The organism is Caloranaerobacter azorensis DSM 13643 (genome assembly GCF_900129995.1).
In the GTDB taxonomy this organism is placed as follows: domain Bacteria; phylum Bacillota; class Clostridia; order Tissierellales; family Thermohalobacteraceae; genus Caloranaerobacter; species Caloranaerobacter azorensis.
In genome coordinates this window covers 1-13620 of sequence record NZ_FQXO01000061.1, presented here as the reverse complement: position 1 = coordinate 13620, position 13620 = coordinate 1, and the positions used below count along the sequence as shown (strand labels likewise).

General features: G+C 28.1%; 14 protein-coding genes. 3 read left to right on the top strand and 11 right to left on the bottom strand.

What is annotated here, in order from left to right; translation table 11 throughout:
* Positions 1-281: 281 nt before the first annotated feature.
* The 10 genes from BUB51_RS09425 to BUB51_RS09380 all read right to left on the bottom strand — a co-directional run bounded on the left by BUB51_RS09425 (position 282) and on the right by BUB51_RS09380 (position 10894).
* The gene (locus BUB51_RS09425) at positions 282-1001 is read right to left on the bottom strand and encodes a hypothetical protein (RefSeq protein WP_073197331.1); all 720 of its coding nucleotides are present in this window, start codon (positions 999-1001) and stop codon (positions 282-284) included.
* Between the two features lie 19 nt (positions 1002-1020).
* Positions 1021-1641, bottom strand: coding sequence for a TetR/AcrR family transcriptional regulator (locus tag BUB51_RS09420; RefSeq protein WP_073197329.1), 621 nt, complete (start codon positions 1639-1641; stop codon positions 1021-1023).
* Between the two features lie 170 nt (positions 1642-1811).
* On the bottom strand, positions 1812-2981 hold the full coding sequence (locus BUB51_RS09415; protein ID WP_073197327.1) for an ABC transporter permease: 1170 nt from the start codon (positions 2979-2981) through the stop codon (positions 1812-1814).
* Positions 2974-4332, bottom strand: coding sequence for an ABC transporter permease (locus BUB51_RS09410; protein WP_073197325.1), 1359 nt, complete (start codon positions 4330-4332; stop codon positions 2974-2976). The genes BUB51_RS09415 and BUB51_RS09410 overlap by 8 nt, the downstream gene beginning before the upstream one ends.
* 10 nt (positions 4333-4342) lie before the next feature.
* A complete protein-coding gene (locus BUB51_RS09405; protein WP_073197323.1) occupies positions 4343-5278 on the bottom strand; it encodes an ABC transporter ATP-binding protein in 936 nt (311 codons plus the stop codon).
* Positions 5279-5289: 11 nt separating this feature from the next.
* Positions 5290-6267 (bottom strand): hypothetical protein, encoded by a 978-nt coding sequence (locus BUB51_RS09400; RefSeq protein WP_073197321.1) that lies wholly within the window; start codon positions 6265-6267, stop codon positions 5290-5292.
* Positions 6268-6383: 116 nt separating this feature from the next.
* The gene (locus BUB51_RS09395) at positions 6384-7040 is read right to left on the bottom strand and encodes a response regulator transcription factor (RefSeq protein WP_073197319.1); all 657 of its coding nucleotides are present in this window, start codon (positions 7038-7040) and stop codon (positions 6384-6386) included.
* Positions 7041-7056: 16 nt separating this feature from the next.
* Positions 7057-8217, bottom strand: a complete 1161-nt coding sequence (locus tag BUB51_RS09390; protein WP_073197317.1) for a sensor histidine kinase — start codon at positions 8215-8217, stop codon at positions 7057-7059.
* A gap of 416 nt (positions 8218-8633) precedes the next feature.
* A complete protein-coding gene (locus tag BUB51_RS09385) occupies positions 8634-9050 on the bottom strand; it encodes a bacteriohemerythrin (RefSeq protein WP_035163420.1) in 417 nt (138 codons plus the stop codon).
* Between the two features lie 104 nt (positions 9051-9154).
* Positions 9155-10894, bottom strand: a complete 1740-nt coding sequence (locus BUB51_RS09380) for an ABC transporter ATP-binding protein (protein ID WP_073197314.1) — start codon at positions 10892-10894, stop codon at positions 9155-9157.
* 235 nt (positions 10895-11129) lie between these two features.
* On the opposite strand from BUB51_RS09380, the gene BUB51_RS09375 reads away from it, so the two are divergent.
* Positions 11130-11561, top strand: a complete 432-nt coding sequence (locus BUB51_RS09375) for a hypothetical protein (RefSeq protein ID WP_073197312.1) — start codon at positions 11130-11132, stop codon at positions 11559-11561.
* A gap of 44 nt (positions 11562-11605) precedes the next feature.
* Here the strand turns inward: BUB51_RS09375 and BUB51_RS13160 are convergent, their stop codons facing one another.
* Entirely contained in the window at positions 11606-11776 is a 171-nt protein-coding gene (locus tag BUB51_RS13160; protein ID WP_159430411.1) for a hypothetical protein, read from the bottom strand.
* 235 nt (positions 11777-12011) lie between these two features.
* On the opposite strand from BUB51_RS13160, the gene BUB51_RS09370 reads away from it, so the two are divergent.
* Positions 12012-13175: an MFS transporter gene (locus BUB51_RS09370; RefSeq protein WP_035164948.1), complete on the top strand. Its 1164-nt coding sequence runs from the start codon at positions 12012-12014 to the stop codon at positions 13173-13175.
* Positions 13176-13392: 217 nt separating this feature from the next.
* Positions 13393-13620 (top strand): hypothetical protein (locus BUB51_RS09365; RefSeq protein WP_278294245.1); only part of this gene is annotated, 228 nt, incomplete at its 3' end.

Sequence of the window (13620 nt, the reverse complement as noted above, 5' to 3'; positions counted from 1 at the left end):
CTACAAAACTAATTGTTGAAATTTTTACTTGAGATTTTACTCTTTTATCTTTTAAAGTATTGATTTTTTCTCCTATATCATATACCCTATTAATATAGGTGAATAATTGTTTTAGGTAACTTTTGTTCATCCTATCAGCATCCTTTTTTTAATGTGTTTGTGGTAAAACTATTATAAAAAGGATGCTTTTATTTTGCAAATTTTTTCTCTGTAGTTTCCAGCAAAAATCGGAAAATCTCAAATTTTTAGTGCTTATTCTGAAATTCTTATAAATCAACGGACTATCGCCCTAAAAAATTTTCAAGTGCTAAATTTCTGGATATCCAATTGCTTTCTTTTTTTATTACTAATATACCTGATATAATTCCAGTAGGAACCAAAAAACCTAGATCTAATGCCTGTATAACTAGAGTGGTATAATGCTCTAAACCATTGGGTAATGTATTGTTTATAAGTGATGGAACTATTCTTCCAAGCCACATCATCCCAATCGCAAATGCAATAAATATTAAGAAACACCCCAAAAATTTTACTGGAAGCTTTTCATCAAAATATAAACTTAAATCTTGTATATCAAATGACATCATAGCTAATGTAAATGCAAAGAAACTTAATGACATAAGCATTACATAAATCAGAAACAAAGAATTATACATAGAAAGGAATGAATATGAAGTATATGTATATAAAAAATATCCTAAAGTTCCAGTAAGTAGCAGTCTACCTTTTATTAGCCCCTTTCTCGATAAATATAACGATATTATAAGTAGCGGGATACCTAAAATTATAGTAACTATATCTTGAGCTATAGCCTGTGATGCTACTGATACTGAATCGTTTTTATATAATCCTTTACCATAGATTGATATTGTCTTACCATGTATAGACTTATATTCATATTGCCCATTTCCATTATCCGAAAGTATTCCATACGATGCTGCAATAAAATACAATATAATAATACATAGAGTAAGCAAACTAATAGTTTTTCTAAATTTCACAATAAATCCCTCCAATTAATTATCTCTGAACTAATAATCCATTTACTATAAAGTTTATATGATGGTCAATAAGTCTCTTTTTCTGTGCTTCATCAATGTCCTTTTCAATTATTAACCTTATGAGAAGTCCAAAAGTAGAAGTCCATATCACTTGTGCTGTTAGTTCAATCTGAGTATCGTCAATACTTTTATTGTTGTAAATATCTTTCAAATATTGACACAGCATACCTATAGCCTGTCTTTTACTTGACGCACCTTTAAAAAGCACAGATGTATGCTCAAGTACACCTGGTGAACTGTTAAGAAGGACAGCCTTATATTCATCAGCAATTTGCAAAGCCATATAAATATATTTTCTTATTGATTCTTCAAATTTCTGCTGGGCATCACCTGTTGTTTCTTGTACAGAAGATAATACACTAATAATTTTTTGATAACCTCTTTTCATAAGATGCTTTATTATATCGTCCTTACTATTAAAGTAATAGTATATAATCGTTGGTGAATATTCTATCTTGTTAGCAATTTTTCTAATTGAAAGATTGTCTATTCCTTCTGTCTTAATGATTTCATTTGCTGCATTTAGAATAAGTTCTCGTCGTTCATCTCTTTCTCTCTCTTTTCGTTCTTTTATGCTCATTAGTTTGTCGCCTCCCATTTTTAATACTGTTATAATTTTTAACACTGTTAAATTTAACTTATCACTCTATATTATTTATGTCAAAAAATAAAGTCTTCGTCTATTAGCAGACAAAGACTTTAATATAATTGCATAAATTCCAAATCAATTTTCCAATGTAATTCTCTTTTTCATTCATATTGAACCATTTTAACTCCTAATCCAAAAAACACCAATCCCATTACAAGTAGAACAATAGAAGACTGAATAGCTGAATCGAAACCATACCCATACATGGCTATTTTTTCCATTCCTTCGACTGCCCATTTTTGAGGCATAAAATTTGCTAGAAATAATAAAAATCTATTGTTCACAATTTCCAAAGGCCACATGCAACCACCTAACATCGCTGTACCAGTAAGTATTACAGGAGTAATAGCCGAAAGTTGAGCATATGTTTTAACAATACCTGATAAAAATAATCCTAAACACGTAATTGCAAATACATATAATAAGGCTATTAAGATTATTTCCGAAATCAGTCCCCATTCTATATTAAATAAATACTTTCCTGCAAAAATTAATATAAAAAGCTGCAAAATCCCAATAATATAAGCTGATATCATACTTCCTCCCAATATGGCTGATTTTGATATCGGTGATACTAACATTCTCTGCCAAATATTATGCTCTTTATCATACAAAATAGTTCCTATACTAAATACAGCAGTATATGTAGTAAAATATATTGAAAAACCAATGATAGAATGCATAAGACTATCATAATTACTAAATTTTTTTGTATCAATCATTTCAGTATTAATATTTATCGGTTTTCTATAGCTCCAATATTCTTTAATATTCTCATAAGCCCTTTTTACAATTTCATCTCTAAATACATCGTTTTTAGATTTTACCAAGTAATCAGCAGTAATCTCTGCGATTTTTATATTTCCTATCATCCTATTTAATATACTAAACAACTGATATTCAAGTGTATAAATATATCTATCATCCTTAAACTTTATTAATTCTATAGTAGCCTCTCCTCCATTATCTATCGAATCACTAAAACCATTATTTATAACTACTGCTGATAAAGCCTTTCCTTTATCTACAAGTTCAATCGCTTCTTCATATCCAACAGACTCATACCGAAAAATTGGATTACTTTCAAGCTCATCTTTAAACATCTTTGAATGCTTACTTTGGTCTTTATCTACTATCAAAATTCTAGGTTTATAACTTGTACCTATCATTCCAAATACTGCTGTAAAGCCTAATGCTATAATCGTCATAATTACAATTATCAAATATTCATCTCGAAGCCGTAAAAATCTAAGTTTTATTATACTAAACATCTACGCATCCCTCTTCTTTCTTTAAAACTAAAATAAAAATAGCAAATATTAAAAAAATTATTCCCGAAATCATTAAACTAAACAAATGCCCTTTTATCTCATCTACTGGATATCCCATCATCACTTTCAAGTATGATTTTAATGCCATTCCGTTTATAGATAGAAAATTTAATTTTTGTATAAATTCAGGTAACAAATCATATGGAACAAAACTTCCACCAACTAATGCCATAAATTGAATTATTATATTCTGAAAAACATTTGCTATTTTATAATTTCCCGCTTTTAAAGTCATTACAGCTATCATAGTTCCTAATGACGCTACTGAAAAAATCGCACACAAACTAATTATAACCACCAACAGCAGACTTCCCCACTCAACTTTTAATATAATACTAGAATAACTAATCATTATTAGCATCTGCAGAAGTGCTAAAAAGAAAATAGTAAAGAAATTCCCAACTACTATTTTAAATCTAGATACACCAGCAATTATCATTCTTTGATATGTAACATTATTTTTTTCTTTTAATAAGGCTTTACTACCATATCCTGAAGCAAACAGTATAAACATAACAGCCATACCTACTGCATAATACTGAAAGCTGCTAATAGGTTCCTTCCCTTCTACTCTTAAATAATTGATATTGGCTTTAATTTTTCCCATATCTTCAATCATATTCCCAATAAATTTGTCAATATCTTCAAAAACTTTTGCTCCAACATCTTCTTCCATAGCTGTTTGAATAAAAATGCTCTTTCCTATTATTATTGTAGAAAGCATATCAGCAAATCCATTCATAACTTCCGATATTATCTGTGTACTAAAAGCATATTTAGAATTTCCTAATACTTTTATATTAACTTCATTTCTAAACGAAGTATAAAGACTAATATTTAAATCATAAATAAAGTTTTCAGGTAATATTACTACTGCTGTAACTTTTTCATCTTTCAATAATTTAAATGCCGTATTCTCATCTTCAATTCTATATTTAATAAATTTTTTCAGCTCGTTACTGCCTAAAAATTGTTTAAAGAAAACCTCTTCAACATCTAATTTTTGAACCTGATTAAGTATCATATTTTTCTGCTTTATACTAAGTTTTTCTCCAATAGTCCCATCAGTAATAATTTCTCTAAATCTCTTCAAATCTTCATTTGCATCATACTTTTTAACTATTACGATATTATATCTACTTTTATTACCACTACTACCAATGAAAGAGCTGCTAAACGCTAATCCTAATATAGTCGTTAGAATTATAGGCATAATAATTAGAGTTGCTAATGCTTTTTTATCGTTTAAAATAATCTTCAAATCTTTTCGAACTATATCTGATATTCTCATGCGATACCTCCTAATCTCGAAGAGCCTTACCGGTTAAATGTAAAAATACAGATTCAAGATTTGTTTTTTTTACATCTATAGAAAGAATATTGCTATCAGTTTCACTTACTTTGTCAATTATATCTTTAAAAATCGTATTTTCATTAACCGTTGTTAAAATTATCTCATCATCTAAAACTTCTATCTGACTAATATAATTTATATCTTTTATTTTTCTAATAAGTTCTTTTGATATTTTGTCAAATTTTAGATTTATTACCTTCTGTCCATTAACAATATTTATAAGCTCATCTTTAGTACCGGTAGCTATTATTTTCCCTTTGTCCATAATGCTAATTCTATTACAGAGATATTCAACTTCTTCCATATAATGGCTAGTATATATGACTGTCATCCCCTTTTTGTTCAGACTTAACACTGTATCTAATATATGTTTTCTCGATTGAGGGTCAATCCCTACAGTAGGTTCATCCATTATAAGAAGTTCTGGTTTATGTAATAATGCAGCCCCTATATTAATTCTCCTCTTCATACCACCTGAATATTTTTCTACCTTATCTTTTAATCTGTCCTTTATTCCAATAATTTCAGATACTTCCTCTATTCTAATCTTAAGCTTCTTTCCTCTTAATCCATATGCATTCCCCCAAAATCTTAAATTCTCATATCCGGATAGCGTTGGATATAAAGCTATCTCTTGAGGTACAATACCAAGATTTTTTCGAATTTCTATGGGATTTTCAAATATACTTCTACCTTTAAAAAATATATCTCCACTTGTTGGTTTAAACAGTGTTGATATCATAGATATAGTTGTAGATTTACCTGCTCCATTTGGACCTAAAAGCCCAAAAATTTCACCTTTTTTTACTTCAAAACTTATTCCATCAACAGCCTTTATCTTCTTAAAATATTTCTTTAGATTATCCACTCTTAATAAAGTCATAATGACTCCTCCTATTCATTTTTAAAAATATCTTCAATCATAAAAGGAATTCCCTTACCTATTTCTTCAAATGGTATAATATCCTTTTCCTTTATCTCTGGAAATTCAAACTTCTGTTTTTTCCCAATACTCCATCGTTTATTTTGCAAACTGAACTTTATACTATTTATTACTCTTTCCATAGATTTTTCTAATTCCAATTTCATTTCAATACTTTCTTTAACAATATATCCATCAATATCTATAAATGCATCATAATTAAATTCCTTTATACTGCTGTTATCCAGCATCTTTTTAAAGTTAAAATATATTTTATCAAAATCCATTTTTACCTTTTCATTACTAACTTGCTTCAAATATGCTTCAAAATTTTCTTTAAATTTCTCATCTTTATAAATTACTTCTATAAAATAATTAAGAAATTCTTTTATTATCTTTTCATCTAATCTAATTTTATAATTGGTTACCTTAACTTCTCCATCTGGCGTAGACATAATACTTCTCTTACCTGTAAATACATCATCTTGTTTAACGATTTCCATCCATTTATTTTTTATCGCCTCACAAGTTTCCTCTGACATAAATTCATATTGACTATTCTCGTCTGTAACATCATCAAGCTTAATATACTTACTGATTATTGGCACCTTAATAAAACTTTTTCCCTCATTCATATAAAATTCCGAATCAAACCCTAATCCACTAAAATTATAATAGGACCTAGCTATTATCTTATTACTTTCGCAATCAAAAGTAATATAGAACTTCGATTTGATTTTTTTTAAATAATTTAATGCCTTTATTTCCTCATCACTTAATCCTTCTATATTAAAATCAAATTCTAATACTGTAACTATTTCTTCTTGACCTCTTTTTATTGCATCAGTTTTCTTTGTAGCTTCAATAAATCTTTCAAAATCATCTTGTCCGCAAGCAGTCAAAGAAATTATCAACACAATAGAGAGTAATAATATAATGATTTTTCTCATATTTATTCCTCCAACAGTTTTTTTATTATTTCTGATTATATTTTATTAAAAAAATTTCAATTAATCTTATATCTATAATCACTTATTATCTAAACTTCATATGACTTTTTGCACATTTAATCAGAATACAAATTGTTTTTTATAGCAAATATTGCTAATTGTGTTCTATCTCTTAATTCTAGCTTGTTCAATATTTTTGTGATATGATTTTTTACTGTTCCTTCGCTAAGATATAACTCTTTAGATATTTCTTTGTTATTTTTCCCTTCTCCTACCAATCTGCAAATTTCTTTCTCTCTGCTTGTCAATAGTTCTACTCTGCTATCTATGTTTCTAACCTCTTTACTTTTAGCCATTTCAGAAAACTTATTTAATACTTTTACTGCTACTTCTGGTTGGATTAATGCTCCACCGTTGTAAACTGTTCTTATAGCTTCTGCTATTTCATCAGGAGTAGCATCCTTTAAAATATATCCAGATGCCCCATTTTTCAGAGCTTCATAAATATACTCATCATCATTAAAAGTAGTTAGTATAATCACTTTTGTTTCTGGAAAATCTCTCTTTATTAGTTTAGTCGCTTCTGCACCATTCATTTTCGGCATTTTAATATCCATAAGAACTATATCGGGTCTATTCCATTTACATAATTCATATGCCTCTTTACCACTATTTGCAACTCCACAAATTCGTATATCTTTTTCTCTGCCTAAAATCATTTTCAATCCTTCAGTTAATATTCTCTGATCGTCAACTAAAAGTACTTTTATCATAACCCCACCTCCAAAATTAACTTATTGGTAAATAGCCTTTGACTTCAAATCCACCTCTCGATTCAAATTTTACTTTGCCATTAAAATGTTCAACTCTTTCTCTAATCCCTTTTAGCCCATAACCCTCTTTGATATTATGTACTCCGATTCCATTATCTCTAATACAGAAATTTACACTATTCTCTCTAAATACAATTTCTATATTTATTTTTGTGGCTTTCCCATGCCTTACTGCATTAGTAAGAGATTCTTGTATTATTCTGTAAAGAACTGTGCTAATATTTGAAGGTATTTTAATCTGATTACCTTTTATCTTCAATTTAATATCAGTTCCAGTTTTTTTTGAAAATTCATCAGCCATTTGTTTTATAAAATCAATTCCCTGTGAGATATCATCATTAATTCTCAATGTTTCTACTACTTTTCTTATGCTTAATAATCCTTCTCTTGCTTGCTTTTTAGCCTCTTCGATTAATTGTTTAGCCTTTTCAGGATTTTCATCAATCATATAACTTGACATTTCTAGCTGCATTATTAGTGCAGTCATTTTATGTCCTAATGTATCATGAATGTCTCTAGCTATTCGATTACGTTCTTCAATAATTGTAAGTTTTTCCACTCTATCCGAATACTCTTTTAACTTTTTATGTGCTTTTAAAAGTTCCTTATAAAGCAGTTCCTTCTTTTCTTTTTCCTCTTTATTGTATTGAGCAAAATTTGTTACTATAAGCGTTAAAATATTTATAAGAGCAAAAAAAGCCATTTCTGAAATGTTTGCTAAATTACTTTTATAATAAATAAGCATTATACTCTTTATTAATGAAATAAGAACTGCAACAATACCGACAATCAAACTTCTGTCTCTTTTTAAAGTTAAAGAGGCTTCCAAAATTATAACTATATAGAATGAATGAAGAAAATAATTTATCAAAAATCTCGAATTATACTCTAAAAAAAATATAAGTAGTATATCTATAAAAAAAGACATAAATAACGTAGAATATTTATTACATAACTTTCTTCTAATTACACCTAAAATCATATAAACTATAAATATTAATATAATAGTATAAAACCTCTTGCTAAATGTGTTTTCAAAATAGATTGCAGTATAAAATATTGGTATCAAAACTAATATCTTTATTAACATAAAAACTTTAAAATTCTTATCGCTCATTTTGATCACCTTTGTAATCTTATTTTCTTTTCTTGTATAATTCTAGTCGAATAATTAATTTCCTTCCTTATTTCAGCCAACAAAAAAATAGCTCATACGAGCTATTTCAGGCTGTTGACAAACTTATGTTTTTTGTATTTATGAAAATGAAAGCGAATGCTTGAAAGAATTTAGTTAAAAAACTAGGCGAAAATTTTTGAGAAAATCTGTAGGTTTGACAGGATGTCAAACCAGCATCCTACAAGACAGGATGTCTTGATTAGGTGCGTTAGGATTTTCTAAAAATTTAAGCCTATAGTTTTTTCTAAATTCGTCCGCATGAGCGTCATTTTCATAAAATATCTTACTTTGTCAACAAGCTCAAATAGCTCATACGAGCTATTTACAAACTGTTGACAAATCTAATTCTAAAAAAATTAGATATCTTTATCTGCAAAAAAATCAGCATATTTCATATCAGTTTTTAATATATGATTTGAAATCCAGTCAACTAAGAATGTAACTAAATGCATAGACACCTCTCTCTGTTCTACATCAATATCTTTATTCATCATCTTTTCTACTTCCATAAAAAAGGCTTTATGTTCTGATACATGTTTAAAAAATTCTCTTGGTGGATAACCATATTTATGCATGAGTTCTTCCTCATGCTTAAAATGGTACTTCGCATAATCTGCCATTTCAGATATAACTCCCATAATTTCATCATATCTATCTATCTCATCATCTAGTTTAATGAGATCGTATAACCTATTCCCTATTTCAAAAAGCTTTTTGTGTTCCTCATCAAAAATATCTACTTTAGTTGAAAATTCTTCTTTCCATTTAAACACAAAAAATCCCCCTTTTCGATAAAATCATCTATATTTTTCTACCAACTTTACCATTATACAAATCAATAAATTATACTTCAAATTATTTACTCTTTTTTAACATTCTAATTGACATCATCTGGAATAAATCCTTTAAATTGTGCATTATAAAGACTAGCATACAAACCGTTTTTCTCGATTAACTCTTCATGTTTTCCTCTCTCCTGAATTCCTTTATCAGTTAATACCACAATCTCATCTGCATTTTTTATTGTAGACAATCTATGAGCAATAACAAGAGTCGTTCTGTCTTTCGATAGTCTTTCTAAAGCGTTTTGAATAATAATCTCTGTTTCATTATCTAATGCAGATGTAGCTTCATCAAGAATTAATATTGGTGGATTTTTCAAAAATACCCTTGCTATTGATATCCTCTGTTTTTGCCCTCCTGAAAGTTTAATACCTTTCTCCCCTATATATGTATCGTATCCATCTGGCAGGCTAATAATAAAATCATGTATATTAGCATTTTTAGCAGCCTCAACTACTTCTTCAAAACTAGCATCTGGCCTACCATATAAAATATTTTCCTTTATAGTCCCTGTAAATAGAAATACATTCTGCTGAACTAATCCTATATTTTTTCTTAAAGACTTAATTGAAATATCTTTAATATTAATTCCGTCCAATAGAATTTCTCCTGAATCCACTTCATAAAATCTAGGTATTAAATGGCATAAAGTAGTCTTACCTGCCCCTGAAGGCCCAACTAATGCTAATGTTTTACCCGCTTCAATAGCTAGATTTATATTCGATAAAACTCTATTATTTTTACTATTGTAACTAAACGAAACATTTTTAAATTCGATTTTACCCTTAACATCTTTTAACTCAATAGCATTTTCTTTATCAACAATACTAGGCTTTATATTTAAAATTTCAATAAACCTCTCAAAACCAGCCATACCCGATTGGTACTGTTGAGTAAATTGAGTTAGTCTTCTGATAGGCTGCATAAAAAAATTTACATAAAGAAGGTATGCAAACAAATCACCAGTATTAATTACATTCTTGTATAAAAATAAGCCTCCAACACTTACAACTACAACATTTAACATATTCGATAAAAAACGAATACCTGTAAAGAACTCGGCCATAGATTTAAAAGCAAATTCTCGCGATTCTTTGAATTCTCTATTACCTATACTAAACTTTTCCATTTCATATTCTTCATTTGTAAAAGATTTTGCAACCCTTATCCCTGAAATACTGTTTTCTAATTGAGCGTTTACATTAGCTATCTTTTTCCTTACATTTCTAAATGATTCTGCCATTTTCTTTCTCTTTGTAATGGCAAACCATATCATTGCAATAACAAATGTAAATATTATTAATGTCAATTTCCAATTTATACTCATAAGCATAGCAAAAGAGCCTATAAGCATTATTATCGATAAAAATAAATCTTCTGGCCCATGATGAGCCAACTCTGATATCTCATTTAAATCATTTACAATTCTTGACATTATGTACCCTGTTTTCGTATTATCGAAATAGCTTATATCTAATGTCTGAAGATGAGCAAATAAATCCCTTCTCATATCATGCTCTATTCTGGTACCAACTACATGCCCCCAATAATCGACTATATAATTAAATATAGCTCTGAAAACATATAGAACTACTAATACTATTGTAAAAATATATAACATCCTTATATTTCCACTTGGTATTACGTTATTAACTATTTCTCTTGTCATCATAGGAAATACTAAATCTAAAACTGCAATAAAAAAGGCACATACCATATCTAGAATAAATAATTTCATATGAGGCCTATAGTAAGAAATAAATTTTTTTATCATCCTCCCACTCCTTTTAGAATATATTTTGTATGCTAAATTTTTAATGCTTTCGGATATTATAAAATATTATTAATAGTCTGTCAATTGAATCTAATTATAAAATATATCTTTAATAAAAAATTTTTTAAAAATGGTTGATTATTTCGATATTAAAGTGTTTTTATATAGTGTAAGGCAAAATAAGTTGACGTCAACAATAGCCTTACAAAAAATAAAAAGTAAAGGAGATGATATTATGGTGCAACATGTTATAAAAACTGCTACTAGATACAAAGAAATTATTAAAGACTTTAGAAGAGTTATTGAATTAAGACGAAAAGTTGATAAAAGACAAAGCAATTTTGACCCTTCAATCGTTGTAAGTATCTCAGGCTTATTAACATACAGTCAACCAATACTATCGTTTATACTTTCAGTAGCAGGAACAGCTATAGCTATTGCTAATAATATTATAAACACCAATCTAGAAAAACAAGAAGATTTTTATACTTATATAGCAGAAGAAATGGTACAAAAAAATTGGGATACAGTAAAATTTCGACAAAAGTATTCATATGTTAAAACATATAATCAAGAGGGAGCTCCACTTTATGAAGGTTGGATTGTAGATGGAAAAACAGAGCTAGCAGCATATCATAGTGGTTCCGGTTGGGTATACCTTGGATAACAATAACAAGAAAAATAAGCCTGATAGATATAATCTTATCAAGCTTATTTTTCTTTCATTTTTTTAAATACATAATAACACAACAATATTGTTGTAGTAACTTGTGAAAAATTATATAGAGGTATTTCTTTAACTATAAATAATATAAGAAATGGTAAAGCTATCAGTAGTAATATTATAGTGTCTCTTACTTTTAGACATGTTTCCTTTTTCATATTTGTAACAACACCTTCTTTCTAAAAACTATATTATATATGTAACATATTCTGTAACATGCTATAAATATCCTTTTTATACTAAATTTATTCAGTAATCTATAAAAAGGTTTTTATAAAAAAATCAAGTTGCACAATAAAGAATACTAAAATTTCTGAATATTATTTTAAGTCTTTACTTTTAAATGAGTTTAAATGATAATAATCTTAATGAATGTTTTAGGGGGGCGGTTTTTTGAACCTATATTTGACACTACTCGTAGTATTTTTTATACAATTTGTAATATCTCTTGAAGCAAGTTTTATTAGTCCTATTATTCCCTATCTTGCAGATTACTTTAATATTAGAGAAAGCAGCGTAATATACCTTAACCTAGGTTTTTCAACAATAGGTTTATTTTCGCCACTATTTGGTATGGCAGCAGATAAGTATGGCAAGAAAAATATAATTACATTTGCAATTTTAACATTTTTATCGGGTACAATTATAACTGGGTGGGCACCATCCCCTGTAATATTTGGTTTAGGTAGAATGTTAATAGGAGTGGGCAATATCACTCTGACTACAACTTTACTTTCGTACATAAGTGATTTTATTTCTTATGAAAATAGAGGAAAGGGTAACGGTATTTTGAGGATTGCATTTGCCATTGCTATCCTTTTAAGTCCAATATACAGCACTAATATGGTTAAATATTTCAACATACACTACCTATACTGGTCTGTTTCTATTTTGTCTGTTATAATACTGTTTTTATCTATTAAACTGCCTAAAGATCATAATGTACATATTTCGCATTCTTCTGAACTTAATTTAAAAGAAGTTATCTCTATTACTAAAGAACCTATAACTATTAAATTTTTAATAATTCAATTTTTACTAATTCTTGCACCGATACTTATGTTTAATTATCTATCTATTTGGTTAAAACATAATTTTAATTTAACTCAATCTCATATCGGTTACGTTTTTACATTAACTGCTCTCGGAACTGTAATAGGAGTTACTATAGCGGCCATATTGAGCGATAAAATAGGTAAGATAAAGTACTGTATATTGAGTTTTATTTTAATGACATTATTTCTAGCACCACTACCTTACATTAAATCAATACGTCTAGTTATTCCATTGACGTTTTTTTATGCATTGGGACTAGATGGCGGTTGGTCTGCTTTTCAGACTATATGTTCTGAAATATACCCAAATAGAAGAACCGTATTTATGACATTACTATATTTTGTTATATCTGTATGTTCATTATTACTTACTATTATAGGGCCATCACTGTTTGAATTAGGCGGATATAAGCTAGTCATAGGCATTGGAACTATAAGTAATATACTTTCTGTAATATTATTGATTGATGTGTCAAAAGATAAAAGTTTTAATATAAAGTAACAGAGAACAGAAACATATACTTCTGTTCTCTGTCTGCTATTTTGTAATTTTATTCTTTATTACAGAATTCTTCGGATATATTTTCAATTAATACTGACGGTTTGTCTTTATAATATATATACAATTCATGTAGAGGCCTTGTTATTGAAACATACAAAAGTTTTATATCTTCAATTCGTAATTTAAGATATTGATAAAAAGTGCCGATAAATAATATATGATGCAGATAAGTAGAAAAGACAAAGAAAAAATAATAGAATCAATTAAAAATGGAAGAATTGATGCAGCTGATATAAGTTTTCCAAATTTAATAGACGATATAATAATGAAAATGAATAGAAAGGGGTTAATAAAGGATTTAACAAAAGCATTCAAAGATAAGCGAAAGAAAAATAAGCACATACCAATGGAAAATATATTAGCTTTATCAATTGCAGCAAAGATG

Coding starts and splice junctions, on each gene's coding strand:
- BUB51_RS09405 (WP_073197323.1), bottom strand. CDS start 5,278: ATGACTTTATTAAGAGTGGATAATCTAAAGAAATATTTTAAGAAGATA.
- BUB51_RS09410 (WP_073197325.1), bottom strand. CDS start 4,332: ATGAGAATATCAGATATAGTTCGAAAAGATTTGAAGATTATTTTAAAC.
- BUB51_RS09390 (WP_073197317.1), bottom strand. CDS start 8,217: ATGAGCGATAAGAATTTTAAAGTTTTTATGTTAATAAAGATATTAGTT.
- BUB51_RS09375 (WP_073197312.1), top strand. CDS start 11,130: ATGGTGCAACATGTTATAAAAACTGCTACTAGATACAAAGAAATTATT.
- BUB51_RS09420 (WP_073197329.1), bottom strand. CDS start 1,641: ATGAGCATAAAAGAACGAAAAGAGAGAGAAAGAGATGAACGACGAGAA.
- BUB51_RS09400 (WP_073197321.1), bottom strand. CDS start 6,267: ATGAGAAAAATCATTATATTATTACTCTCTATTGTGTTGATAATTTCT.
- BUB51_RS13160 (WP_159430411.1), bottom strand. CDS start 11,776: ATGAAAAAGGAAACATGTCTAAAAGTAAGAGACACTATAATATTACTA.
- BUB51_RS09395 (WP_073197319.1), bottom strand. CDS start 7,040: ATGATAAAAGTACTTTTAGTTGACGATCAGAGAATATTAACTGAAGGA.
- BUB51_RS09380 (WP_073197314.1), bottom strand. CDS start 10,894: ATGATAAAAAAATTTATTTCTTACTATAGGCCTCATATGAAATTATTT.
- BUB51_RS09415 (WP_073197327.1), bottom strand. CDS start 2,981: ATGTTTAGTATAATAAAACTTAGATTTTTACGGCTTCGAGATGAATAT.